The 23,327-nt window shown below is 53.3% G+C and carries 25 protein-coding genes; 10 read left to right on the forward strand and 15 right to left on the reverse strand.

The window, feature by feature from the left end; translation table 11 throughout:
* Positions 1-43 precede the first annotated feature (43 nt).
* Both SIB80_RS02740 and SIB80_RS02745 read left to right on the forward strand, forming a co-directional pair.
* Entirely contained in the window at positions 44-1,303 is a 1,260-nt protein-coding gene (locus SIB80_RS02740) for a cation:proton antiporter (RefSeq protein WP_063420844.1), read from the forward strand.
* 28 nt (positions 1,304-1,331) lie between these two features.
* Positions 1,332-2,273: a TIGR01777 family oxidoreductase gene (locus SIB80_RS02745; RefSeq protein ID WP_063420542.1), complete on the forward strand. Its 942-nt coding sequence runs from the start codon at positions 1,332-1,334 to the stop codon at positions 2,271-2,273.
* Here the strand turns inward: SIB80_RS02745 and SIB80_RS02750 are convergent.
* The 4 genes from SIB80_RS02750 to SIB80_RS02765 are packed head-to-tail and all read right to left on the reverse strand — an operon-like array spanning position 2,215 to position 4,565.
* The gene (locus SIB80_RS02750) at positions 2,215-2,484 is read right to left on the reverse strand and encodes a hypothetical protein (protein ID WP_011131337.1); all 270 of its coding nucleotides are present in this window, start codon (positions 2,482-2,484) and stop codon (positions 2,215-2,217) included. The genes SIB80_RS02745 and SIB80_RS02750 overlap by 59 nt on opposite strands.
* Complete coding sequence (locus tag SIB80_RS02755; protein ID WP_063420541.1) at positions 2,481-3,692, reverse strand: lipid-A-disaccharide synthase-related protein; 1,212 nt, start codon at positions 3,690-3,692, stop codon at positions 2,481-2,483. The genes SIB80_RS02750 and SIB80_RS02755 overlap by 4 nt, the downstream gene beginning before the upstream one ends.
* Position 3,693: 1 nt before the next feature.
* Positions 3,694-4,113, reverse strand: coding sequence for a hypothetical protein (locus SIB80_RS02760; protein ID WP_063396758.1), 420 nt, complete (start codon positions 4,111-4,113; stop codon positions 3,694-3,696).
* Between the two features lie 59 nt (positions 4,114-4,172).
* A complete protein-coding gene (locus SIB80_RS02765; protein WP_011827196.1) occupies positions 4,173-4,565 on the reverse strand; it encodes a HesB/IscA family protein in 393 nt (130 codons plus the stop codon).
* Between the two features lie 117 nt (positions 4,566-4,682).
* Between SIB80_RS02765 and zds the strand changes: the two genes are divergently transcribed.
* Genes zds through SIB80_RS02780 form a run of 3 tightly spaced genes read left to right on the forward strand, consistent with a single transcriptional unit; the run spans position 4,683 to position 7,103 of the window.
* Entirely contained in the window at positions 4,683-6,155 is a 1,473-nt protein-coding gene (gene zds, locus SIB80_RS02770; RefSeq protein ID WP_063420540.1) for a 9,9'-di-cis-zeta-carotene desaturase, read from the forward strand.
* A gap of 2 nt (positions 6,156-6,157) precedes the next feature.
* Complete coding sequence (locus tag SIB80_RS02775; protein WP_063400993.1) at positions 6,158-6,607, forward strand: SRPBCC family protein; 450 nt, start codon at positions 6,158-6,160, stop codon at positions 6,605-6,607.
* Positions 6,608-6,632: 25 nt separating this feature from the next.
* Complete coding sequence (locus SIB80_RS02780) at positions 6,633-7,103, forward strand: hypothetical protein (protein WP_063420539.1); 471 nt, start codon at positions 6,633-6,635, stop codon at positions 7,101-7,103.
* On the opposite strand, the gene SIB80_RS02785 is transcribed toward SIB80_RS02780, so the two are convergent.
* From SIB80_RS02785 to SIB80_RS02805, 5 genes are read right to left on the reverse strand one after another with little or no spacing between them, the layout of a single operon-like run.
* A complete protein-coding gene (locus tag SIB80_RS02785; RefSeq protein ID WP_063420538.1) occupies positions 7,054-7,887 on the reverse strand; it encodes a uroporphyrinogen-III synthase in 834 nt (277 codons plus the stop codon). The two genes, SIB80_RS02780 and SIB80_RS02785, sit on opposite strands and share 50 nt — an antisense overlap.
* Positions 7,884-9,092: a glycosyltransferase gene (locus SIB80_RS02790; protein ID WP_205909578.1), complete on the reverse strand. Its 1,209-nt coding sequence runs from the start codon at positions 9,090-9,092 to the stop codon at positions 7,884-7,886. The genes SIB80_RS02785 and SIB80_RS02790 overlap by 4 nt, the downstream gene beginning before the upstream one ends.
* A 37-nt stretch (positions 9,093-9,129) precedes the next feature.
* Entirely contained in the window at positions 9,130-10,779 is a 1,650-nt protein-coding gene (locus SIB80_RS02795; protein ID WP_063420536.1) for a glycoside hydrolase family 3 N-terminal domain-containing protein, read from the reverse strand.
* Positions 10,776-11,204 carry a 30S ribosome-binding factor RbfA gene (gene rbfA / locus SIB80_RS02800; protein WP_063420535.1) on the reverse strand — a complete coding sequence of 143 codons (429 nt, stop codon included), beginning with the start codon at positions 11,202-11,204 and terminating at the stop codon, positions 10,776-10,778. The genes SIB80_RS02795 and rbfA overlap by 4 nt, the downstream gene beginning before the upstream one ends.
* 2 nt (positions 11,205-11,206) lie before the next feature.
* Positions 11,207-11,413 carry a DUF751 family protein gene (locus tag SIB80_RS02805; protein ID WP_011827188.1) on the reverse strand — a complete coding sequence of 69 codons (207 nt, stop codon included), beginning with the start codon at positions 11,411-11,413 and terminating at the stop codon, positions 11,207-11,209.
* A gap of 184 nt (positions 11,414-11,597) precedes the next feature.
* Here SIB80_RS02805 and SIB80_RS02810 point away from each other — a divergent pair, with 184 nt between their 5' ends.
* The 3 genes from SIB80_RS02810 to SIB80_RS02820 all read left to right on the forward strand — a co-directional run bounded on the left by SIB80_RS02810 (position 11,598) and on the right by SIB80_RS02820 (position 13,087).
* Positions 11,598-11,792 carry a hypothetical protein gene (locus tag SIB80_RS02810; RefSeq protein WP_169190033.1) on the forward strand — a complete coding sequence of 65 codons (195 nt, stop codon included), beginning with the start codon at positions 11,598-11,600 and terminating at the stop codon, positions 11,790-11,792.
* A 260-nt stretch (positions 11,793-12,052) separates the two neighbouring features.
* A complete protein-coding gene (locus SIB80_RS02815; protein ID WP_063420843.1) occupies positions 12,053-12,778 on the forward strand; it encodes a glutathione S-transferase family protein in 726 nt (241 codons plus the stop codon).
* 36 nt (positions 12,779-12,814) lie between these two features.
* Positions 12,815-13,087, forward strand: coding sequence for a chlororespiratory reduction protein 7 (locus tag SIB80_RS02820; RefSeq protein ID WP_063420534.1), 273 nt, complete (start codon positions 12,815-12,817; stop codon positions 13,085-13,087).
* Between the two features lie 396 nt (positions 13,088-13,483).
* Here the strand turns inward: SIB80_RS02820 and SIB80_RS02825 are convergent, their stop codons facing one another.
* From SIB80_RS02825 to acpP, 5 genes are all read right to left on the reverse strand, one after another.
* Positions 13,484-14,587, reverse strand: a complete 1,104-nt coding sequence (locus SIB80_RS02825) for a glycosyltransferase family 2 protein (protein ID WP_063420533.1) — start codon at positions 14,585-14,587, stop codon at positions 13,484-13,486.
* Between the two features lie 214 nt (positions 14,588-14,801).
* Positions 14,802-15,734, reverse strand: a complete 933-nt coding sequence (locus SIB80_RS02830; RefSeq protein ID WP_063420532.1) for a UDP-glucuronic acid decarboxylase family protein — start codon at positions 15,732-15,734, stop codon at positions 14,802-14,804.
* A 134-nt stretch (positions 15,735-15,868) separates the two neighbouring features.
* Positions 15,869-17,878 (reverse strand): transketolase, encoded by a 2,010-nt coding sequence (gene tkt, locus SIB80_RS02835; protein ID WP_063420531.1) that lies wholly within the window; start codon positions 17,876-17,878, stop codon positions 15,869-15,871.
* A gap of 52 nt (positions 17,879-17,930) precedes the next feature.
* Positions 17,931-19,178, reverse strand: coding sequence for a beta-ketoacyl-ACP synthase II (fabF, locus tag SIB80_RS02840; protein WP_063420530.1), 1,248 nt, complete (start codon positions 19,176-19,178; stop codon positions 17,931-17,933).
* An 8-nt stretch (positions 19,179-19,186) separates the two neighbouring features.
* Positions 19,187-19,429, reverse strand: coding sequence for an acyl carrier protein (gene acpP, locus SIB80_RS02845; protein ID WP_011131320.1), 243 nt, complete (start codon positions 19,427-19,429; stop codon positions 19,187-19,189).
* A gap of 138 nt (positions 19,430-19,567) precedes the next feature.
* Between acpP and psaC the strand changes: the two genes are divergently transcribed.
* Positions 19,568-19,813 carry a photosystem I iron-sulfur center protein PsaC gene (gene psaC / locus SIB80_RS02850; RefSeq protein ID WP_011827179.1) on the forward strand — a complete coding sequence of 82 codons (246 nt, stop codon included), beginning with the start codon at positions 19,568-19,570 and terminating at the stop codon, positions 19,811-19,813.
* A gap of 85 nt (positions 19,814-19,898) precedes the next feature.
* On the forward strand, positions 19,899-21,803 hold the full coding sequence (glmS, locus tag SIB80_RS02855) for a glutamine--fructose-6-phosphate transaminase (isomerizing) (protein WP_063420529.1): 1,905 nt from the start codon (positions 19,899-19,901) through the stop codon (positions 21,801-21,803).
* A gap of 14 nt (positions 21,804-21,817) precedes the next feature.
* On the opposite strand, the gene SIB80_RS02860 is transcribed toward glmS, so the two are convergent.
* Positions 21,818-23,272, reverse strand: a complete 1,455-nt coding sequence (locus SIB80_RS02860; protein ID WP_063420528.1) for a mannose-1-phosphate guanylyltransferase/mannose-6-phosphate isomerase — start codon at positions 23,270-23,272, stop codon at positions 21,818-21,820.
* Positions 23,273-23,327: the final 55 nt, after the last annotated feature.

The following is a 23,327-nucleotide window of genomic DNA, read 5'->3' on the forward strand; positions in this document are numbered from 1 at the left end:
AAGACTCAGGCTAGAACCTCCTCAGGATCACCAACATTCTGATTTGGGTCATTCACTCGCCCTCTATTTTTTGGCCTTCGGAGCTCTGTTGCTTGTAGCCGTACTTCTCGATGACCTGGCTGCTCGCGTGAGGGTTCCGGGGATCCTGATGGTGCTGATTCTTGGTTTGTTGGTTGATAACCATTTGACTGTGACTTCGGATGCGGCTGACGCGATTCCTCCCTTGCTTTCTCTGGTCCACGCAGACCAAATCACGCAGGCAGCACTTGTTTTAGTGCTTTTCTTCGGGGGGCTCACGACGAATTGGGCAGCAATGCGCTCTGTGATCCCATCGGCTCTAAGACTGGCAACTTTTGGTGCTTTATTCACAGCCCTTCTGATTACCTTGGCGATGCTTGCATTTGGCGTGGCCGAAGGCAGTGCCGGTTGGGTGGTGTTGTTCCCGCAGGCTTTGTTCGTGGGTGCGATGTTGTCCAGCACGGATGCATCTGCGACCTTTGCTCTCTTGCGGCCTCTCGCTGGACGATTACCCAAGCCTGTTTTGGACCTGATTGAAACGGAGTCGGGCTTCAACGACCCTGTGGCTGTGGTTTTGGCAGGGGTGGCAATGGCTTTGGCAGGCGGGGAGGGTGTTGCTCCGGCTGCTTTGGTGACCGAGGTGTTACGTCAGTTTCTGTTGGGTATCTTGCTTGGTTTTCTCGGGGGCAGTCTCACCACTCAGGTGCTCGGTAGTCGTAGGTCTTTGAATACCAATTCCATGTTGCCAGTTGTGAGCCTTGCTTTGTTGATGGTGCTTGCAGGTGGAACCACCTTGATGGGTGGCAGTGCCTTGCTGGCTGCTTATGTGGCGGGGCTTGTGCTCGGCAATGGTTCAAGCACCGATCAGTTGGTTCTTGAGCAGGCCCATGCCAGTTTCGCAAAAATGGCTGAACTGCTTTTGTTCCTTTGTATGGGGCTTGTTGTTTCCCCTGAAGACGTTGTTCGATCAGCAGGCGGAGCATTACTGCTGTTTCTCTTAGTGCAGGTGGTGCGTTGGTTGATTGTTCACTCTCTGCTCTTACGCAGTTCATTTTCGCTAGGGCAGCGGACGTTTGTGTGCTGCGCTGGCCTGCGTGGTGCGGTGCCTATTGCTTTAGCGATTCAGGTCTGGGCTTCGTCGTCGGTGAGTTGGGGGAAAACCATGCCTCCTCTTGCCCTGGCGGTGGTTTTGTTCGGATTGTTGTTCCAGGGGTTTGCTTTAGTGCCTATTGCAAATCGCCTTGGGCTAGCTAGTCGAGTGGAGGCTCCGCTCTCAGCCCTTTAGTCTCGCGGCCAATGCCCTCAGTTCTTTCATGCGCCTTCTACTTGTTGGTTGCACAGGTTTTGTCGGCCGTGAGTTGGTCCCCCAGTTGTTGGCAGCCAAGCATCAGTTGATCTTGGTCAGTCGTAAGGCTGCCTCTGGGTTCGATCAAGAGCGCCAGACAGGGCAGTTGGAGTGGCTGCAGATCGACCCCGCTGATCCAAACAGTTGGCTCGATGGCCCACTACTGACTGCCTTGGCGCAAGTCGAAGGAGTGGTGAACCTGGCCGGAGAACCGATCGCTGAGCAGCGCTGGACAGCTGCTCATTGCCAGAAGCTGGAGTCGAGTCGTTTGGACACAACCAGGGCATTGGTGAAAGCCATGAGTCAACTCAAGACACCACCAAGAGTGCTCTTGAATGCCTCTGCGGTGGGCTATTACGGCACCAGTCCAGATGGCTGCTTCACGGAAAAGAGTCCTTGTGGACAAGATTTCCTCTCTCACCTTTGTGAGCGGTGGGAGGCTGCAGCGGCTGCTAAACCGTCTGCTACCAGATTGGTAGTAGTGCGTATCGGCATCGTTCTAGGGCCCGACGGAGGGGCTCTAGGCAAGATGCTGCCAGTGTTCAGGCTTGGTATTGGTGGTCCGGTGGGCAGTGGCCTTCAGTGGATGAGTTGGATTCATCGCACTGATCTGTGTCAGTTGATTGAAAAGGCTCTTAAGGAACGGGCTTGGTCCGGTGTGGTGAATGGGGTTGCTCCTGAGCCTGTCCCTATGGCTTCGTTCGCGGAGGTTCTCGGCAAGACTCTTGGTCGTCCAAGCCTCTTGCCGGTTCCAGGTCCGCTCCTCAAGATCTTGCTTGGGGATGGCGCTCGTGTCGTCCTTGAGGGTCAACAGGTGTTCTCAGAACGACTTGCAGGGTTGGGTTTCAGGTTTAAGTATCCCGATCTATGCCAGGCCTTATCCGCAGCCACCATGCCCACACCCCATTGATGAGGGCAGCGGTCATTAACAGGCTGATGGCGGGCAAAAATAGGGGCATCCAGAGTTGCTGAAACAGTCCTATTGGTTTCTCCACTCCCTGGCTTGCGGCCAGGATCGCTGTGACAAACCAGAGTGCTCCGGCAATCACTAGGAACACATCGATGATCAGCAGTCGGTCCAACCACTGTTTCCATTGGGGATCGGCAGAAGGAGTTGTCATTGATGTCTTTCAGTGAGCATGTTTGTAATGGCTTGGGCTAATCGTTGCCCGCCACCTGCCACCCCGAGTCTTTGCAAGGCCTGCTTCTGGCATTGTTGTTGCAGGTCAGGGTCCGCTTGGCTGCGTTTCAAGAGCTCCAGAGTCAGTTTGGCAGTGTTCTGCAGGTTGAGCGCTTCGCCAGGCTTCCCACCAGCACAAAACACAGTGGGCCCGAGTAGTCGGCGCTGAGCTTCTGCGAATGCGGCGGTGAACTGGGGCCCCATTCCTGGAAGTTGTAGCACTGGCTTAGCGAGTCCTACCGCTTGTTCAGTCGCCGTGCCCGCCATGCTGATCAGGAGGTCGCTGCTCTGAAGGACCGCAATGAAACAGTTGCGTTGCAAGGTGATGTGTCGTTGACCGAGCACAAGCTTGGTGAGTGTTGCGTTGCCAATACCAGGTTGCATTTGCCAGCCTTTTTGAGCGACTAATTGAGCCAGGCTGCTGTCGTCTAGAGCTGGGACCAGTGCAAGATCTAGGCTTATTTCATCGCTGGCTAGTAGTTGTTCTGGAAGATATTCCACCATCGCCAACAGCAACAGCAGGTTGTGTTCTAGTTCTGGGAGGCGGCTGCCAGGGAGAAGTCCTAGGCGATAACGGCAGCTTGGTAAGCGTGCTTGAGGTGTGAGGACTGGATCCATAAAGGGATTGCCCAGAAAGCTCACTGGGCGTTGAAGTTGAGCCGTGAGGTCTGTTGCGGTGAGCTCGTCGCGGCTGTATACACCCCAAAACCGCTTGCTTCTCAGACAGCTGCCACAAGGCCAAGGCAAGCGCAGGCGACCTTCATAGTGACTGGAGTAAGCCACTAGGTAGATCGCGACGGGACGGCAGCTAAGCCAAGCTGCCATCACAGGGATCACATCGCCAATCACCACCAGCAGGTCGTAGTGGTGTGCCACCTGCAACAAACGTCCCAGGCGCCTTAGGAGATACAACACTTGGCCTTGTAGCAGTTCAGTCAGCCTGCCTCGAAGACTGGTGTATCCAAGCCCGCCTGTGCTGAATGCTTTGGCCTGTCCAAGGATTTTGATTCCTGCTTCGGTATAGGCATGACCATGACCGACCAAAGGCAGGGCCTCCAGTTGATGGCCGAGGTTGAGCAGGGTCTTGCCTAGGAGGGCCCCGGAAAGGTCTTCCCCGTGTCCATTACTCAACAGCAGCAGCTTCGCCAAATCAGAGCTCCAGCCAAGCCTTTACTTTTTTCAAAGCCTGCCAATTTGGTCTGCGAAGTAACCCATCGGCGATTGAGTCCTTGAGGTCTTTGGCAAACTCCGGTGCAACAGCAAGAATTTTTTGCACCATGTCGATTTGATCTCGTACACCCTTGGAGTTGGTTTCCAGCAGGGCCAGGCTGAGGTTGATACGAGCTTGGGGATCCTGGGCGTTGAGCTTTACCGCAGTGCGCGCTGTGCGCAGGGCCTCATCGGGTTGCGCATTAAGAAGCTGTAGCCAGGCTAGGCATGTCCAGCCAGCCGCTTGATTGGGCGCCGTTGCTGTGATGGTTTTGAAGTCTTCGATCAGCTCACTGGCTTCAGCTCCGGACTGATACCGGGCCATAGCTGTTTCAAAGAGGTTCTCGTTGGTGGACGCCATCGGATGCAGCAGAACTGCTTAGGTCTCTTCAGATTCCCACGGAGCGGTGGCCATTGACTTCAGACAGCGAATGAGCTGCCGCAACCGCAGGTTTGGCTGGCGTTGGGATTGGTGAAATTGAAGCCGCCGCCAATCATTTCAGTGCTGAAATCCAATTGCATCCCATAGATGTACAGCAGGCTTTTGGGATCGCAGATCACACGGAAACTTGCGCCATCGGTTGCGGTGTACTCATAGACCTCATCTCCTTCTTGGATATCGGCTGAGGGTACAAAATCCATGGTGTAGCTCATGCCGCTGCAGCCGCCCGAGCGCACGCCTACTCGCAGCACCTGATCATTCCCCTTCTCAAGGCAGAGCCTGGCCAACTGCTGCATAGCTGTGTTGGTGATTTGGATGCCTTTGCCGTCAGTAGCGGTGTGGTGGGTTGCAGGATTAGTGGTGCTGGTCATTCAGTGCTGGCACAGACCTCAATTCATTTTATGGAGGGATGTCTCTCGTTGCACTATCCAATTCAGTCAACCTATCCGCCATATTTATAGAGTCGGAAGGATTTTTGTAGGAAGCGCGTGCGGGTCGCCATTGTGGGCGCTGGGCTTGCCGGACTGGCTGCAGCTGTTGATCTCGTTGATGCCGGTCATACCGTGGATCTCTACGAAGCTCGGCCGTTCATTGGTGGCAAGGTTGGTAGTTGGGAAGATCCAGATGGCAACCATGTCGAAATGGGGTTGCATGTTTTCTTTTTCAATTACGCCAATCTTTTTGCGCTGATGCGCAAGGTGGGTGCAATTGACAATCTGCTGCCAAAGGACCACACCCATTTGTTCGTCAATCGTGGCGGTGATCTTCGATCTCTTGATTTTCGTTTTGCCCTAGGGGCTCCTTTTAACGGTCTTAAGGCTTTTTTTACGACTCCTCAGCTGAACTGGATCGATAAATTGCGCAATGCCCTTGCTCTGGGAACGAGTCCCATTGTTAGGGGCCTGGTGGATTACGAGGGGGCCATGAGCACAATCCGTGCTCTCGATGCAGTGAGTTTTCAACAGTGGTTTCTCAGTCATGGCGGCAGCCTGCAGAGCATTCAGCGCATGTGGAACCCGGTTGCCTATGCCCTGGGCTTTATCGACTGTGAGGCGATCTCTGCCCGTTGCATGCTCACCATTTTCATGATGTTTGCAGCTCGTACGGAAGCATCCAAGCTGAATTTGCTTAAAGGCTCCCCTCATCGTTGGCTTACCGCGCCGATTCTTGATTACATCCAGGCAAGGGGTGGTCGTCTTCATCTCCGCCATCGTGTTCGTGAGGTGCACTTTCGCGATGACGAAGCTCCCGTGGTTACCGGGCTAAGCCTTGGCACACCAGACGGGGATGTCATGGTTGAAGCTGATTGCTATTTGGCCGCTTGCGATGTGCCAGGCATTCAGCGCTTGCTTCCTGAAGCATGGCGTAAGTTCCCCCAATTTGATGACATCTACAAGCTCCAAGCCGTGCCAGTCGCCACCGTGCAGCTCCGTTACGACGGCTGGGTGACTGAGTTGGGTAATGACCCCATTCACGAGGCTGCACGCCGGGATCTCCGGAGTCCTGTTGGCTTGGATAATCTTTTGTATACAGCTGATGCAGATTTCAGCTGCTTTGCGGATCTGGCTTTGGCGAGTCCTGAGGACTATCGCCGGGAGGGTCTGGGCTCTTTACTCCAATGTGTACTCACTCCTGGTGACCCCTGGATTTCTAAATCCTTAGAGACGATTGTTTCGCACACCGATGCTCAAGTGCGTGAATTGTTCCCTTCGTCTCTTTCTCTCAAGCTGGTGTGGAGCAACGTCGTCAAACTTGCTCAGTCTCTTTATCGAGAAGCTCCAGGGATGGAGCCTTATAGACCAGATCAGTCCACGCCTGTCAGCAATTTCTTTTTGGCGGGGAGTTATACCCGCCAGGATTACATCGACTCAATGGAGGGTGCCACGATGAGTGGCCATTTGGCGGCGGCGGCGATCCTTCATCAACCAGCCAAGTTGGCCACCAATCAGGCGGTGGCTTAACGATGGGACGCTGGCTTGAACACACAGTCACTAGCGATATCAATGCTCCCGTTGAGCAGGTATGGGCTGTCTGGATGGATCTCGAGGCCATGCCCCGCTGGATGAACTGGATTGAATCTGTCAAAACCCTGGAGGATCCAAGCCTCACGGATTGGACCTTGGCTGCTCAGGGCTTTCGTTTCCATTGGCAGGCAAGGATCAGCAAGCAGGTTGAAGGGCAGCAGTTGCAATGGGAATCGATCGGAGGGCTACCTACGAAAGGAGCTGTGCGTTTTTATCCGGAGAGCGAGAACCGTACAGCTGTGAAATTGAGCGTTACTTACGAGTTGCCGAGGCCCTTGGCACCCTTGATGGAACCGAGCATCCTGGGAGGGATTGTTACTCGTGAGCTCCAGGCCAATCTTGACAGATTTAGGGATCTTGTGGAAAGCGGTTACTGCGTTTCCTCCTGAGTACTCGAGGACAGCCGTCTGGCGGTTGAGGAGTGCATTGATCCTGCTCACGGTTGCGCTAACGGGATGCAGTACCGATCGCACTACTACCGAGAAGTTGGCTACAACACCGCGATCGGCTACGGATCGTTCTGAGCAGTTTGTGATGCCGATTGATCTTTCTGATCGGCTCACACCACTGCCTTCGGCCACAGAGGTTCAAGAGCGAGTGCTCGCAGGTCGAAGGGATCCTTTTCAACCGCTTGTTGGCTCAACAACTTCAAATGGATTCATCCTGAAAGGTGTCCTGGTTGTTGGCGGGCAGCAGCGGGCATTGGTTCAAACATCAGATGGATCAGGAGCATTGTGCGTGGGGCCTGGAGGTCTTTGCCCCGGTCAAGTTGAGGCGGACCAGCTGTTACCTCCAAGCTGGTCGCTGCTATCGATCGACGTTCAGCGCGGCTGCATCACCCTGAGCCAGGGGGGCAAGTCTCAGTCTCCGACCTGCATGCTTTAACACAAGCACTGACAAGCCCCTCAAGGTCATGGGGATCGGCTTCTTGATCGACCCTTCCAAAATGCTGCTCACAGCTGAGGCTTGTCTGGGGGCCAATGGAGATAACTTTGACTGTTTGAAGCTGCTGCAGCCAGTCGCTACCAAAACGATGGCTGAGCAAACTTGCTGTGTGTGCAGCGGTTTTGCCGCTGCTGAAAGCAATTGCATCCACATTGCTGTTTGCGAGGGCTGTGGCCGTGTCCTCCGGGATTGCTTCTGGGCAACGGGATTCATAAGCTGCTACTTCAATCACGTGTGCTCCGCTTTCCCGGAAGGCTTCTCCCAGAATGGTGCGGCCACCGCTCTGGACTCTTGGCAGCAGCATCTTCAGTCCAAAGCCTGACACTGGGAAATGATTGATCAGGCTGTCAGCCACAAAGTTTGGGGGAACAAAATCAACCGCAGCTCCTAGGTGTTCAAGATATTGGGCTGTTTTGCGGCCTACTGCTGCAAGTTTTAGTCCCTTGGGACGATTAGCAAGAGATCGGCCGATCCGCTGAAGCCGTTCTTCAACGGCCCGTACTCCATTGGCGCTGGAGAAAACCAACCAGTGGAAAGTCTTGATGTCGGCTAAGGCATCATCGAGGGGTTGCCAATCGTCGGGTGGGCCAATTACAAGAGCGGGCAGATCAAGAACGTTCGATCCAAGGGCCTGAAGTCGACTCCGAGCCTCACTCTGTTGCTCCTGGGCACGGGTCATGATGATTGTGCAGCCATGAAGGGGAGCTATGGGTTTGCTGCTCATTTCTCTTCCTCATTTAGTTTCACAATGCCCGCTACCTGATGGCGCAGCCCTTCGCTTTCCTTGCTTCGTCCTTGACGCTGCAGCAGCGTAATAGCCTTGCTAAAGCTGTTGCGGGCACCATTGATGTCCCCAGCGACGAGCATCGCAACCGCATGATTTTGGTGGGTCTCAGCATGCTCAGGATTGAGTTGTTTCGCTTGTTCGTAGGCGTATAAGGCTTCTACAAGATTGCCTCGGCGACGCTGCATTAATCCGAGGTTGTACCACGCCAGAGCGACTTCCGGGGCTTGTTGGGTCGCGGTGGTGGTGAGTGCGATGGCTTCATCCAGTAGCTCTTGTTGCATGAGCAGGGCTGCCAGGTTGAGGCGAGCTCCCAGGCTCACTCTGATGTCCATGGGTAGAGCCACGGCTTCGCGGTAGGCCGTGACGGCTCCTTGGGGATCGTCTTGGGCAAGGGCAATGCCTAGGTGCAGAAGAAGTTCGTAGCGTTCGATCGGATTGGCATTCGTGTTTTCGTTCTGCTTTAGGCCTTGCCGCAAGAGCTGGATGCCGCGTTCTTTTTGCCCTTCGTCCACCTCGAGAGCGCCGAGTTTTGCACAGGTATACGGATCGCCTGGATGCTCAGCCAGCCAGGCCTCCATTGCTGTCCTCAACCGTTGGGATTTGTTGCTGCTTTGGAGTAGATCTGGCCGGTAGCCTTCGTGGAGCAAAGCCGGCTCAAGGTAATCGACGATGCGCCAATGGGGTTCTTCGCTGAGCAGATCCCTCACGCTGTCGTCAATCATGGAGTGGTAGGGGCGGCTCCAGTGGATTCGCGGGTGTCGGCGGAACAGACGGCTGACGTTTGAATAAGGGGCCATCGTTGCTCCCTGCTCAAAGCGCAGCAGGTTTATCACCAGAACATCTGGCTGAGCCATCAAGTTTTGTAGGCCTGAGATGGCCTCAGCGCGTAGTTGTTCATCGGCATCAAGAACAAGCACCCAATCCCCCGTGATCAGGTTCAGGGCGGCATTACGGGCTGGGGCAAAGTCCCCTGGCCACGGCAGGTGCTCTATTCGTGCACCGGCGGCTTCAGCTATGGCCACTGTTGCATCCGTGGACCCCGTGTCGACTAGCACGATTTCGTCTACGAACCCTTTCACGGACGCCAGGCAGGCTCCCAGGCGACTCTCTTCGTTGCGTACGACCATCGAGAGGCTGAGCATTGGAGCTGGTTCGTAGGTTGGCTCGAGGATATAGACGTCAGTCAGTGAAGTCTTGGAACAGCGGCGTTTGGGCACTTGATTGCACCTGCGCAGGTTGTAGCAGGCAGGTAAGAACCTGGCGCTGCGCTTCAGGCATCTGACCAGGGCTGTAAGCCGCGGGGATGTCGATATTTAACACTTCAATCAGCTCATCCCAGATGTAAGGACTGCCGTAGACAACTAGGCCTGCGAGGCGTTTTTGCTGTTGGAGTTGCTTGACGGTTGCCACCCATGGTTCGTGGCGATCCTGGTCGCCACGGAAGGGGTTCCCGCGTAAGAAAAGTTGCAGCATTATTGGGCCGCTGCCCAATCGTTCAAGAGCTAAAGGCTGATCTGGGTCGTCTTGCCAGGGAGAGATCCCTAGGGGGTGACAGAGCAAACTTTGAAATCCAGCTTCAGAGGGCAGTACGAGTGCTGGGGCCGTGGCTGCGAGTACCGAGCAGGGCAAGACTCCATCCACCCGCAGGAGATTGATGCCTGACTCAGTTGGGGTGACCGGTCCTGGATGGTGGATTTTTAGCGATGCAGTCACCAGTTCTCTGGCGAGAGCACGGTCTTCATCTCGTTCCAGGGGTTTGTCAATGCTTGTGCTGTCTTTGAGGGTCAGCTTTGCAGTGGAGGTAGCAACCTTTTGTAAGGCTTCTCGCCGGCGTTCTTGGGAGGCTTGCAAGCGTTGCATTGGAATTTGGCCCGACTGGAGGGCCTCGCATAGGGCCTCGATAGCGTCATCTGCGTTCTCGGGCATTAAAATCAGGTCAGCACCGGCGGCAAAGGCCATCACGGCGGCTTCGCCAGCGCTATAGGACTGAGTGATTGCTCGCATGACCAGGGCATCGGTCACGACCAATCCCTCGAACTTGAGTTGGCGGCGTAAAAGGTCTTGGAGAACAGCTGGAGACAGGGTCGCCGGACAGGAGGCGTCGAGGTTTCGCATCAATAGATGGGCCGTCATGACGCTGTCGATGCCGGCTTTCATGACTGCCTGGAAAGGCACGAGTTCAAGCTCCACAAGCTGGCGGAGGTTGTCATCCAGTACAGGCAACTGCAGATGGGAATCCATTCCCGTATTGCCATGACCTGGGAAGTGTTTGGCGCATCCCAGCACACCTTCTGCTGCAAGACCTTGTTGGAAAGCACAGGCCAAAGAAGAGACGGTGGCAGTGTCTTCTCCCCATGCCCGCACATTGATGACAGGGTTGGCTGGGTTGTTGTTGACATCGCAGACGGGTGCTAACACCCAGTTGAGTCCGCAGCGTCGAGCTTGGTGTCCTGTGCAGCGGCCGTAGCGCTCGGCCAGATTGACAGCACGACCTTGGTCTTCTTGATAAAGCCGTCCAAGGGCCATGGGCGGTACGAGCCAAGTGCCGCCTTCAAAGCGTTGACCGACACCCTCTTCCACATCGGCACATAACAGGAGGGGTGCTCTCGCCCATTGTCGAAGTCTCTTGCAGCGATGCCTTATTTCGGTGCTTGTGCCGCCCAGCAAAATCACACCGCCCACACCTTCAGCGAGCAGACGTTTTAGCTCAGCGTTGCTTAGTTCCCATTTTGGATAACGGCGTTGGTCATCGCTGGCATGACCACTTGCTCGCACCACCAGCAACTCAGCGACTTGACGTCGAAGGGGGCTCTGGATCGGCGGGTTCACGTTTTGTTGACAGTTGTTGTCTCGTAAGTGGTTGGTTGATCACTCTCTGATGGCACTTCTTCAAGGGTTTCTCGCTGTTGTTCCAATTGCTCAAGAAGATTCAGTACCGAAGTTCCCTTCTCGATTCCGCGATCCAAATGAAAGTGCACTTCAGGTGCACGTCGCATCTGCAATCTGCGGCCAAGCTCGCCTCTGAGGAAACCACTGGCGGCCTCTAGACCCTCTAGCACTTCAGAGCGTTGGATCTCTTCGCCGTAAATGCTCACAAAAATCTTGCAGTGCTGTAGATCGCCGGAGACTTCCACATTCGTAATACTCACCATGCCCTGATGCACCCGTTCGTCGCGGATGCCATGGATGAGTAATTCGCTTGTCTCTCGGCGAATTAGGGCAGCGACCCGCTCCACCCGTCGTCCAGGTGCCATATCTATGCCAGTGATGTTGGATACACCATGGCATGCATGATTAAGACAATGCTGATCAATCCACTTATTAGGGCCCCAATGATGGCTATTGCAGTGACGGGATTACTGCGACGCTTGGCGAGTGGCTCGATGTAGTTGTTGAGCAAACCAAGACAGAAGGCGATGAGGTATCGCGGATAGCGTGACAAGTTGAGAAATAACTCTCTCATCTTCAGTTATTGCAGAGGGTTTTTGGGAAATGGGTTAGCCCAAAGTGAGGATGAAGCTACTTCTGAAGTCACAGATCACCTGAGCGCGAAGGTTGCCGGTATCGTGCATTCTCAGTGTGACCAGTTATACGACGTTAGTTTAGTGAGGTAGAAGGCACTGCGGTAGTTCCTTTGAGAGACCGCAGTGCAGCGTCTTAGGGCTTGCTGTTGCCTCTATTGCTTAGAGCGGCCAGCGGGGGGCTCAGATCTCAGCTCAGTTGGTGCGGCCATTCTGGCGATAGCCGTAGGCAGTGTTGCTCAAGAAAAGGCAATTAGCGAAGCCGTTAAAGGGGAAGAAATCTGGAACACTTCTCTTCGGCGCGTCGCAAATTTCTGTTAATTCATTGCTCAGCATGCACCATTTGCGGTTGCTAAATTAATTATTTACCTAGAAGAAACTGTTTAATTGGTGTCTTGAAATACAGCCATTTGGCTAACTTTCAAAGCCGATTGCATTGGCCTGACTTGATTGAATTTGTATAAAACAGCTCTTTTCATTTTCCACTCTCAGCCGAAAGCCAAATTCGATCATTGCCCTTTTTGCCTTAGCGGGCTTTTGAAGCTGTTAGCTACTCTGCCGTTCTTTTGGCAGAGCAAACGATGATGGAACTGCATCAATTCCGCCATTCCGCCTTCTGTCTCAAGGTGCGGATGGTCTTGCAGGCCAAGGGTTTGACTTACCAGGTGGTGGAAGTTACCCCCGGGCTAGGACAGCTCAACGTGTTTCGCTTGTCAGGTCAGCGTCAGGTCCCGGTACTTGTCGATGGCGATGTTGTTTTGGCAGATTCCAGCACCATTGCTCGACATCTCGAGGCTAAGCAGCCGGAACCAGCCCTCATTCCGGTTGATCCACAGCAGGCCGCGCAGGTGTACTTGATTGAAGATTGGGCTGATACGACATTGGCGCGGGCAGGCCGGTCAGCCTTGTTGCAGGCTGCAGCCTTGGACTCTGAGTTGCGTTTAGCTCTTCTTCCAGAAGATCTGCCAACTCCCTTGCGTCAGGTCATGGGAGATCTCCCGGGGGGGTTATTGAACGGTGCCTCTGAGATCATTGGCCAGGCAGAGAGGGTTGAGTTATTAGCGAGCCTCGAACAATTGGCTGATTTGATGCAGAAAAGGTCCTGGCTAGTAGGAGATGCGATGAGTTTGGCTGATTTAGCTGTAGCCGCTCAGATTTCTTTAATGCGTTTTCCAGCCTCGGCTGGGGCAGCACTTGCCGGTAAAGGTGTGTTCGGCCTGAGTGATCACCCGCGGCTGCAGCCCTTATTCCACTGGAGGGATCAGCTTGAGTTGTTATTGCTTGAGACGGATGACTCAGTCCGATGAGCCTTGCTTGAACATCGATGCAGAAATGGCTGTCTAATGTCTGATCCCTTGATTCGTGATTCTGATCACTACGTTGTTTTGGAGCCTGGCCAGCCTGAGCGGCTTCTGAGCGCTGCTGACACACTTGTTTGGCTGCAGGCTTGGCTCCAGAGTTTGGATGTCTTGCCAGAGGATTTGCAGAGTCAGAACTCACTCGCTTCAGCGGCCCAGCGGTTGCTTGATACAGCTTGTGAGCTGGAGGTGGGCCAAGGTCTCTGCCTGCAGTGGTTTGCGGTACGCCTGGAACCTCCTGGATCTGTTCAAAGTTGAGTTCATTTGGATAGATTTAGTTCGCTTTGACAACACTGTTGCTGAACACCGATGAAATCGTGCAGGCATTACGTATCGAGAAGACAAACTCAATCCAAGCTCCCTTTAACATCATGAGCCTTTAAATCATCACTTATAATTGTTGCAGTTTGCGATTTTTCCCAGGGGCATTATGATGTGAATCTAGGGTTGAATGCATGTCAGCACATTGATCATTTCTAGATCTGCGGACTGAAGCAAGTATCCTATAAATGAAAATCTGTCTCGAGAGCATATAGAATGGCTGGAGACTATGTTGAGTCATACGAGATAGATGCGTCAATTCAATTGCAAGTCTGAAATGGCATTGCCCTAAAATATTTTGTGTGTCACCAATGAAGAGCATAAGTTATATGGCTATGGAGTATTCCAAACAAATTTGCTGCTTGCCACATAGTTCCAAGTAAAGGCAAAGATGATGCCAAGCAGTTGTGCGATCAGCTCGTTGGAAGAGATGTGCTCGTAATAAGCAGATGCCAAACCAATATTGGCCACGAATGGTAAAGAGGAAACAAGTAAAAACTTTGTAAGGCCCTTTATTAATTTCAAGCCATTAAGGCGTGCAAACCTAAAAGTCAAAATATTGTTGATTAAGTAATTAGATGTTGCTGCTAATATGACAGCAATAGGCAGAGAGGATTGAAAGGAATAAGCAAGTATATTGGTGAGAATAAAAACACTAAACAGCTGTACGAAAACACCACTTAGGCCAACGAGCGCAAAGCTTATTGCGCGACGAGGAATAAGCTTTAGGCTAATTGAATGTAGAAATGATAATAAGAAATCCCATGCGACTGCGATATCCAGTTTAGAGCTTCCATGAAGCCTCTTCTCGAAGATCAGGGGTACCTCGCCAACCAATAAGGCTCCATTGCTTTTGGCCAATAATTCATATAGGAACTTAAAGCCATTGACATCAACAGAGCGAATGATTGGCATGGCCTGCTTCAAGTCGACTGCAAAAAATCCACTCATGTAATCAGTTAAATGACGATATCTTTTTGAGATACTTTTTTTGGCAAGAAAGTTTGCAAAAGTAGAAGCACTTTCTCGATCATTGGTGAGACCATTGATTGCAGAACCTTGAAGAAACCTGCTGCCAACAACAAGATCTAAGCCTTTGCCTCTTAGATGACTTATTGATTGTTTGATGGCTGACGTAGGATGTTGACCATCGCAATCCATGACAAGAGCATATTCATGGCAAGCATTTAAGAGTCCTTCTTTGATGGCACTGGAAAGACCACTTCTGCCTACACGCCTAACTAATCGGATGAATGAATATTGACGAGCCAATTCCAATACCACCTCAGAGGTGCCATCTGGCGAATCATCATCTACAACGATAATCTCTAACTTGTATTGCAAGGATAGATCAATGATTGATTCGATGATGGTGCAAATATTATCCCTTTCATTGAAAGCAGGCAATATTATTGATAAGCTGGCAGTCTCTGCCATCTCTAAGCGTTGGTTGACCGCTTGCTATTTTAGCATCCTTCGATGCTCGGCAAGGCAATCTCCTTCCGGGCATAGAATCAATATTTTCTTTAGTGCTTGTCTGTTAGTAAATCCGTGTTATTTCTGATGGTTTGTTTTGATAAATGGGGTTGTCTAGTTGATGGCTAATATTTGAATTTGCCGAGGCCAGGGTGAATTCTATTGGTCCATTGTTTCATAGTTGCTTGCGAAACCAGTCGATCGTTCTTGTTAGTCCATCTTCAAGTGTAATGCGTGGCTTCCAGTCCAGTTGCTTTTGGGCTAAGTCGATTATTGGCTGGCGTTGCATTGGATCGTCTTGAGGCAAGGGCTTTGAGATCAAAGGCAGATTGGGTTGGATACTATTGCGAACTAACTCTGCTAGTTGGCGAATCGTGAATTCACTGGGATTGCCGATGTTAATGGGTCCAGTTGTATCACTGTTCATTAGGCGCAACATGCCTTCGATGAGATCATCCACATAACAGAATGAACGCGTTTGTAGGCCATCTCCGTAGAGGGTTAGTGGTTCACCACGAAGTGCCTGCATGATGAAGTTGCTCACCACCCTGCCATCATCTGGCAACATTCGGGGGCCATAGGTGTTGAAGATGCGCATCACTCTGATCTCCGTGGCATGGATGCGCTGGTAGTCGAAGCAGAGTGTTTCTGCAATGCGCTTTCCCTCGTCGTAACAGCTGCGAATCCCGATTGTGTTAACGCAACCGCGATAGCTTTCTGGTTGGGGATGAATTTCTGGGTCGCCGTAAACCTCGCTTGTGCTTGCGAGTAGTAGGCGTGCGCCTACCCTGCGAGCGAGGCCCAGCATGTTGTAGGTACCAAGAAAACTGGTTTTGGCTGTTTTAATTGGATTAAACTGATAGTGAACCGGTGATGCAGGGCATGCCAGATGCCAGATCCGATCAACTTCGAGCTTGATTGGTTCGGTGACATCGTGTCTGATTAATTCGAAGCGTGGATGCTCGATCCATTGCGCAACATTGACTTTGCGCCCAGTGAAATAGTTGTCGAGGCAAATGACTTCTTCCCCCGCCTGCATGAGCCTGTCGACTAGATGAGAGCCAAGAAAACCTGCGCCTCCGGTAACAAGATTGCGAGTCGGTTGCAAGGCTTCAGTGTTAGATATTTAGATCTGAGTCTAGGCGGAGATGTCTGCTCACTTGATACCAAGAAAAAAGCTCCGCACCAGTAGAGATGCGGAGCAGAAACGAGGCTTGCTAGAGCTATTGATTAACTTGCAGATCAATTCAGCAACGCTTTTGACTTCGCCACCACATTCTCTACGGTGAAGCCAAACTTCTCCATGCATGTGCCACCTGGTGCAGAAGCGCCAAAGCTGTTCATGGTCACACTGTCGCCATCAAGGCCGATGTACTTGTGCCAGCCAAATGATTCGGCGGCTTCCACCACGATGCGCTTGCGTACAGCGTTTGGCAGCACCTCTTGTTTGTATGCGCTGCTCTGTTCTTCAAAAAGTTCTATGCAAGGCATCGAGACCACGCGAATCTTGTGGCCTTCAGCACTGAGTTGCTTGGCGGCTTGCACGCAAAGGTCAAGCTCTGTGCCTGTACCGATCAGGATCAGATCAGCTGTTCCTTCGCAATCTTCCAGTACGTAGCCGCCGAGAGCGACATTTTCGATGGATGAATTGGCTTGGTTGGCCATGCCCTGACGGCTCAGGCAAAGAGAGCTGGGGCGTTTGCGATTCTGGATGGCTAATTTGTACGCTCCGCTGGTCTCATTACCATCTCCGGGACGGAACACCAGCATGTTTGGCATGGCGCGCAGGGAGGGAATGGTTTCGACCGGTTGGTGGGTAGGCCCATCTTCACCGACGCCGATTGAGTCATGGGTGAGTACGTAGATCACTCCAAGCTCACTTAAGGCTGAAAGGCGCATTGAGCCGCGCATGTAGTCAGCAAAAACCAGGAAGGTTCCGCCGTAGGGGATTAGACCACTGTTGTGGTACGCGATGCCATTGAGGATGGCGGCCATGGCGTGCTCGCGCACACCGAAATGTAGATAACGCTTTTCGGGTGTTTCCTTTTGGAAGGAGCCGGTTTCACCTTTGATATCGGTGTAATTGGAGTGAGTGAGGTCGGCAGAACCGCCAATCAGTTCGGGCAGATTTGGCCCCAGCGCGCCGAGGCAGATCTGGGAGTGCTTACGCGTTGCGAGGCCGCTGTCTTCAGGGGTATAGGTCGGTAGATCTTTGTCCCACCCCTTGGGAAGTTCACCGCGCAACATCCGCTCGAATTCAGCTGCTTCATTTGGGTATTGACTTCTGTAGTTGGCGAGTGCTTGATTCCACTCAGATTCAAGGCGAGCGCCTTGATCTATGGCCTTGCGGTACTGGTCGTAGGCCTCTTGGGGAATTTCAAAAGGGCCATAGTTCCATCCCAGTTGTTGGCGAGTGAGAGTGGCTTCTTCTTCGCCAAGGGGCGCCCCATGCACGCCGGCAGTGTCGCTTTTGTTAGGGGAGCCGTAACCAATGGTGGTGGTCACCTTGATAATGGACGGCTTATCGGTCACGGCCTTGGCGGCAGCGATCGCCTTGGCGATGGCATTCACGTCGGTGTCGCCATTGGCGACATGTTGTACATGCCAGCCATAGGCCTCGTAGCGCTTGAGAACGTCTTCGGTGAAGGAAACGTCTGTGCGGCCGTCGATCGTGATGTGGTTGTCGTCGTAGAGGGCGATCAGTTTTCCTAGCTTGAGGTGGCCGGCAAGGGAGCAGGCCTCCGAGGCAATACCTTCTTGGTTGCAGCCATCGCCCATCACCACGTAGGTGTAGTGATCAACGATCTTTGCTTCGGGTTTATTGAATTTGGCCGCAAGGTGAGCTTCAGCGATCGCAAGGCCAACGGCATTAGAGATCCCAGCACCAAGGGGGCCTGCGGTGACTTCGACTCCAGGGGTCTCAAATGTTTCGGGATGTCCAGGAGTGCGGGAGCCCCATTGGCGGAATTGCTTGATGTCCTCGATGCTCACCGAGTCATACCCGGTGAGATGCAACAGCGCGTAAACCAACATGCAACCGTGACCGGCTGAGAGGACAAAGCGGTCGCGGTTGAACCACTGAGGATTCTTGGGGTTGTGATGCAGAAATTGGTCCCAGAGGGTGTAGCCCATGGGGGCACAGCCCATGGGAAGACCAGGGTGGCCGCTGTTGGCCTTGTTGACCGCATCGACGGCCAGCATGCGAATGCTGTTGATGCAGAGCGTATCTAGGGAAGCAGTCGCAGCGACCATGGTGTTGAGATGGGATAGCAGGGAGTCTGAAGGATGGAGGCGGCAGAGCCGCTTAGGCCATTTGGCGGAAGGCGAGGCAGACGTTGTGGCCGCCGAAGCCGAAGGAATTGGAGAGCACCACGCTTAATCTGTGTTCTCTGGCCATGTTGGGGACATAGTCCAGATCACACTGTGGATCTGGGTTGAGGTAATTAATGGTGGGAGGCACCATGCCGTGCTGAAGGGCAAGCACGCACGCCACAGCTTCAATGCCGCCCGATCCACCAAGAAGGTGACCCGTCATGGATTTTGTGGAGCTCACAGGAATCTGATAAGCCCTCTCACCGAGAGCATTTTTGATGGCTGCTGTTTCGTTGCTGTCATTGGCAGGAGTACTGGTGCCATGGGCATTGATGTAATCCACGCTGGTGGGCTCCAGCTGTCCGTCTTTTAGGGCCAGGCGGATTGCTTCTGCACCACCAACGCCACCAGGGGTTGGTGAGGTGATGTGGTGGGCATCGCAGGTGATGCCATAGCCCACAATCTCAGCATGGATCGTGGCATCGCGATTTTTGGCGTGCTCAAGGGTTTCAAGGACCAGGACGCCAGATCCTTCCCCGATGACGAATCCATCTCGTTCTGCATCGAACGGACGGCTAGCCGTGGCGGGGTCATCATTGCGGAAGGAGAGGGCCTTGGCACTGGCGAAGCCAGCCACACCTAGTGGCGTGATGCTTGCTTCTGCACCACCACATACCATTACATCAGCTTTGCCGAGTTGCAGCAGCCGGAAAGCATCGCCGATGGCATTGGATCCAGCTGCACAGGCTGTGGCTACTGCTGAGCTGGGTCCTTTGGCCCCCAATGCAATGGCGGCAAGCCCAGTAGCCATGTTGGGGATCATCATCGGCACTGTGAATGGGCTGACCCGACCGGGACCTTTCTCATTCAAAACGTGGGCTTGGGTCTCCATGGTGAGCAGACCACCAACACCTGAACCAATAATCACCCCGATGCGGGAGGAATTTTCCTCTGCGATGCTTAGACCGGCATCAGCAACTGCCTGCTTGGCTGCTACTACACCGAATTTGCTGAATCGATCCCATCTTTTTGATTCCTTCGCTTCGAGGAAACCGGTTGGGTCAAAGTCTTTGACCTCTGCGGCAAAGCGACATGCATGGGCTGACGCGTCAAACAGGCTGATGGCGCCTACGCCATTGTTGGCTGTCTTCAACCCTTCTAAATAGTCCGCGACCGTGTTGCCAATCGGTGTGACCGCTCCGAGACCGGTGATCACAACCCGATGGAGATCCTCCATCATGCCGATCCTCAGGCTTGCTTGTCTTCGATGTACTTGACGGCGTCACCGACGGTTGTGATGCCCTCAGCCGCCTCGTCGGGGATCTCGATGTCGAAGGCCTCTTCGAGGGCCATCACGAGTTCCACGGTGTCTAGGGAGTCGGCACCAAGGTCGTTCTGAAAACTCGATTCTGGCTTCACTTCGCCGGCCTCAACACTCAGTTGCTCCGTAACGATTGAACGGACTTTCTCAAGGATCGCTTCCTGGGACATAGCCGTGAAGACGGGACGACGCATCCTACGAGCTGGCGGTAGTGGGGTTAACAACGGTGACGGCAACACGTCGAACTTGTCTCAATAGGAGTCTTGCCAGTTACCGTTAATTCAAGCCTTTTGTTCCGGACCAGGCTCATGTCTCACGCTGTCAAGATTTACGACACATGCATTGGTTGCACCCAATGCGTTCGTGCATGCCCTCTCGATGTTCTCGAGATGGTTCCCTGGGATGGCCATAAATCCGGCCAGATCGCTGCATCTCCTCGCACTGAAGATTGTGTGGGATGCAAGCGATGCGAAACCGCCTGCCCCACTGATTTCCTTAGCATTCGGGTTTATTTAGGCGACGAGACCACGCGCAGTATGGGTCTGGCTTACTGATCTGAGTTCAACGTCTCAGTCTCAGTTGGCCCTGTTTTGCGCATCTACCCCATAAGCTCAGCCCGGCAGGTGCCGGGCTTTTTTTATGTGCGGAATCGTTGCGGTTATTGGCTCCCGTGAGGCGGCCCCGTTGCTTTTAGAAGGGCTTAGGCAGCTCGAATACCGCGGTTACGACTCTGCTGGTCTTGCCACTGTTGAGCTGTTAGCTGAGGATGGTTCAAGTCGACTCACCTGCCAGCGGGCTAAAGGAAAGCTGGTAAACCTCACAGAATGTGTGGAAGAGAAGGGTGCGCCAGGGCATTGCGGCATCGGCCACACCCGTTGGGCCACCCATGGCAAACCTGAAGAGCGCAATGCTCATCCCCATAGGGATGGCTCTGGTCTTGTGGCGGTAGTGCAGAACGGCATTATCGAGAATCACCGTTCTCTCCGCGAGGCACTTCAGGCTGAAGGGGTGAGGTTTGTTTCAGAGACAGATACGGAAGTCATTCCTCATCTCATCTCGCTTGAACTTCGTGCTCTGCAGGTTCAGGGCCGAGTCGTGAGTGGAAGGATGTTGTTAGAGGCTGTGCAACGGGTGTTGCCTCAGTTGAAGGGTGCCTATGCCCTTGCAGTGGTTTGGGGGGAAGTACCAGGTGCTCTTGTCGTCGCACGCAAGCAGGCACCGCTGTTGATTGGTCTTGGCGAAGGTGAATTCCTCTGTGCAAGTGATACGCCAGCTTTGGCAGGCTTCACGCGCACGATTCTTCCTATGGAAGATGGAGAGGTGGCCTTGCTCACGCCTTTGGGGATTGAGCTTTATGACGCACAAGGCGAACGGCAGCAGCGAAGCCCTTCACTGCTCAGTGGCGGTGATCAAGTGGCCGATAAACGTCACTTCCGTCATTTCATGCTGAAGGAAATCCACGAGCAGCCTGAGACTGCGGAGCTGTGGTTAGCACGTCATCTGCCTCCAGATCTTTCGTCTGATGATCCTGTGGCTTTGCCCTTCGATCATTCCTTTTATGCCGATCTAGAGCGAATTCAGATTTTGGCCTGTGGCACGAGTCGTCATGCGGCACTTGTAGGGGCCTATTTGTTGGAGCAGTTCGCGGGAATTCCCACTTCTGTCTTTTACGCAAGTGAGTTTCGCTATGCACCGCCTCCACTAGCACCCCACACACTCACGATTGGGGTGACCCAGTCTGGTGAGACGGCTGATACTCTCGCGGCATTGGCGATGGATGCTCAGCGTAGGCAGGCTCATGGGGAGCCTGCATTTGCGCCTCGCCAGTTAGGGGTCACGAATCGGCCAGAAAGCTCCCTGACTCGTCAGGTTCCATACATTCTCGATATCGGTGCAGGGATTGAAGTGGGGGTGGCAGCTACAAAGACCTTCTTGGGGCAGTTGTTGGCTTTTTATGGGCTTGCGTTGGCATTTGCTGCTCGTCGTAGTCACCGTTCAGTGACTGAGATTGCCAACCTAAAAGAGGAACTAAGGGCTTTACCGCATCAGCTGCACTCGCTGGTGGAGCTTCATGATCAACGCTGCGAAGTTTTAGCTAATCGCTTCGCTGATACTCAGGATGTGATCTTTTTGGGTCGTGGCATCAACTATCCCATTGCTCTCGAGGGGGCTCTCAAGCTTAAGGAGATCAGCTATATCCATGCAGAGGGCTACCCAGCTGGGGAAATGAAGCATGGACCTATTGCTTTGCTCGACGCGCATGTGCCGGTCGTCTCGATTGCGATGCCGGGAGTGGTTTTTGAGAAGGTGCTCAGCAATGCACAGGAGGCGAAAGCTCGTGATGCAAAGCTGATCGGTGTGGCGCCGGAGTGTCCTGATACGGACTTGTTTGATGCTTTACTTCCTGTCCCTGAGGTGAGCGAGTGGATCAGCCCCCTGCTCACACTTGTTCCGATACAGCTACTGAGCTATCACATTGCAGCTCATCGAGGCTTGGACGTTGATCAGCCACGCAACTTGGCCAAAAGCGTCACGGTGGAATAGAGCAGTGGAATAGATCAATTGATGATCATTTTTTCGCTTCGTCCGTAACGATCTTCAAAGCGGACTATGTCGTCTTCGCCTAAGTAAGGACCACTTTGCACCTCTATTAATTCCATTGGCATTCGTCCAGGATTGGTGAGTCGGTGCTTGCAGCCCAAAGGGATGTAGGTGCTCTGGTTCTCGCCTACTAATTGGCGCTCTCCGTCTCTTTCAACTAAGGCGGTTCCTTTGACTACGATCCAGTGCTCAGCACGGTGATGGTGCATTTGTAGGGAGAGGCTTGCACCGGGTTTCACCTCGATACGTTTGACCTGCCAACGGCTGTCTTCAACTACAGAGGTGTAATGCCCCCAAGGGCGATAGATCTTGCGGTGAGCCTTGCCTTCTGGGCTTCCGTCTGCTTCTAGTTGTTTGACAATAGTTTTTACGTCTTGGGCTTTACTTCGCTCGGCAATAAGTACAGCATCGTCGGTTTCGACTACGACCAGGTTCTCTACTCCTAGGCCTACCACCAGGCGATGTTCGCTACGTAGGTAACAATTTCGACTGCTTTCAGCGATGACATGACCTCGTAGCACGTTGCCGTTCAGATCTCGATCAGTGGTGTCCCATAAGGCACTCCAGCTGCCCACGTCACTCCAGCCAGCATCGAGAGGCAGCACAGTGCCCAGTTCGGTTTGCTCCATAACTGCCACATCGATAGCGATGTTGGGACATTTAGCGAAGGCCTCACGTTCCAGCCGTAAGAAGTCAAGGTCTGGCACTTCCTGCTCCAGGGCAGCACGGCAACAGCTCACCACCTCGGGAGATAGTCGCTCCAGCTCGCTAAGTATGGCGCTCGCTTTGAACATAAACATGCCACTGTTCCAGGTGAAGCATCCATTTGAGAGGAACTGCTCAGCTGCGGTGCGATCAGGTTTTTCCACAAACCTGGCAATGGGTACAGCTTTGGGTTCACCGTTGCCGAATGATTCTGCGGCTTCGATATATCCGTAACCTGTCTCAGGGGCGGTGGGTATTATGCCGAAGGTCACAAGTCGCCCGGCTTCTGCTGGGATGCGACCGGCTTCGATGACATGACGGAACTGAGTTGCATCGCGGATGACATGGTCTGCAGCCAGGACTAGCAGGAGTGGATCTTCGCCTCGTTCTGTGGCTTGCAGCGCCGCCACTGTTACTGCTGGAGCTGTATTGCGGCCCATGGGCTCCAGCATGATTGCATTGGGCTCCACATCGATTTGGCGCATCTGCTCGGCCACGATGAAGCGATGATCTTCGTTGCAGATCAGCAATGGCGCACTAAGCCCCTCGATGCCTTTAAGTCTTTGTTGGGTTTGCTGAAGCAGCGTTTCTTCACTGGAGCCGCTTAGAGCCCAGTACTGCTTGGGGTAGCTCGCGCGCGACAGAGGCCAAAGGCGGGTGCCTGTTCCCCCACAGAGGATCACAGGAATCAGGGTGGTGGTGGCCACGGTTTCGTACTTCAGTGTTCCCAGAATCGCTTAGATATCTTGCTTCTGTCGATTG

The organism is Prochlorococcus sp. MIT 1327, from assembly GCF_047304785.1.
GTDB classification, from domain to species: Bacteria; Cyanobacteriota; Cyanobacteriia; order PCC-6307; family Cyanobiaceae; genus Prochlorococcus; species Prochlorococcus marinus_D.

What these genes read in the sequence shown, in the direction of transcription:
- fabF (WP_063420530.1), bottom strand. Translation starts at nt 19,178, where the DNA reads ATGATGGAGGATCTCCATCGGGTTGTGATCACCGGTCTCGGAGCGGTC.
- SIB80_RS02790 (WP_205909578.1), bottom strand. Translation starts at nt 9,092, where the DNA reads ATGCTCAGCCTCTCGATGGTCGTACGCAACGAAGAGAGTCGCCTGGGA.
- SIB80_RS02785 (WP_063420538.1), bottom strand. Translation starts at nt 7,887, where the DNA reads ATGAGCAGCAAACCCATAGCTCCCCTTCATGGCTGCACAATCATCATG.
- tkt (WP_063420531.1), bottom strand. Translation starts at nt 17,878, where the DNA reads ATGGTCGCTGCGACTGCTTCCCTAGATACGCTCTGCATCAACAGCATT.
- glmS (WP_063420529.1), top strand. Translation starts at nt 19,899, where the DNA reads ATGTGCGGAATCGTTGCGGTTATTGGCTCCCGTGAGGCGGCCCCGTTG.
- acpP (WP_011131320.1), bottom strand. Translation starts at nt 19,429, where the DNA reads ATGTCCCAGGAAGCGATCCTTGAGAAAGTCCGTTCAATCGTTACGGAG.
- SIB80_RS02775 (WP_063400993.1), top strand. Translation starts at nt 6,158, where the DNA reads ATGGGACGCTGGCTTGAACACACAGTCACTAGCGATATCAATGCTCCC.
- psaC (WP_011827179.1), top strand. Translation starts at nt 19,568, where the DNA reads ATGTCTCACGCTGTCAAGATTTACGACACATGCATTGGTTGCACCCAA.
- SIB80_RS02825 (WP_063420533.1), bottom strand. Translation starts at nt 14,587, where the DNA reads ATGGCAGAGACTGCCAGCTTATCAATAATATTGCCTGCTTTCAATGAA.
- SIB80_RS02820 (WP_063420534.1), top strand. Translation starts at nt 12,815, where the DNA reads ATGTCTGATCCCTTGATTCGTGATTCTGATCACTACGTTGTTTTGGAG.
- SIB80_RS02805 (WP_011827188.1), bottom strand. Translation starts at nt 11,413, where the DNA reads ATGAGAGAGTTATTTCTCAACTTGTCACGCTATCCGCGATACCTCATC.
- SIB80_RS02745 (WP_063420542.1), top strand. Translation starts at nt 1,332, where the DNA reads ATGCGCCTTCTACTTGTTGGTTGCACAGGTTTTGTCGGCCGTGAGTTG.
- SIB80_RS02750 (WP_011131337.1), bottom strand. Translation starts at nt 2,484, where the DNA reads ATGACAACTCCTTCTGCCGATCCCCAATGGAAACAGTGGTTGGACCGA.
- SIB80_RS02815 (WP_063420843.1), top strand. Translation starts at nt 12,053, where the DNA reads ATGATGGAACTGCATCAATTCCGCCATTCCGCCTTCTGTCTCAAGGTG.
- rbfA (WP_063420535.1), bottom strand. Translation starts at nt 11,204, where the DNA reads ATGGCACCTGGACGACGGGTGGAGCGGGTCGCTGCCCTAATTCGCCGA.
- SIB80_RS02765 (WP_011827196.1), bottom strand. Translation starts at nt 4,565, where the DNA reads ATGACCAGCACCACTAATCCTGCAACCCACCACACCGCTACTGACGGC.
- SIB80_RS02760 (WP_063396758.1), bottom strand. Translation starts at nt 4,113, where the DNA reads ATGGCGTCCACCAACGAGAACCTCTTTGAAACAGCTATGGCCCGGTAT.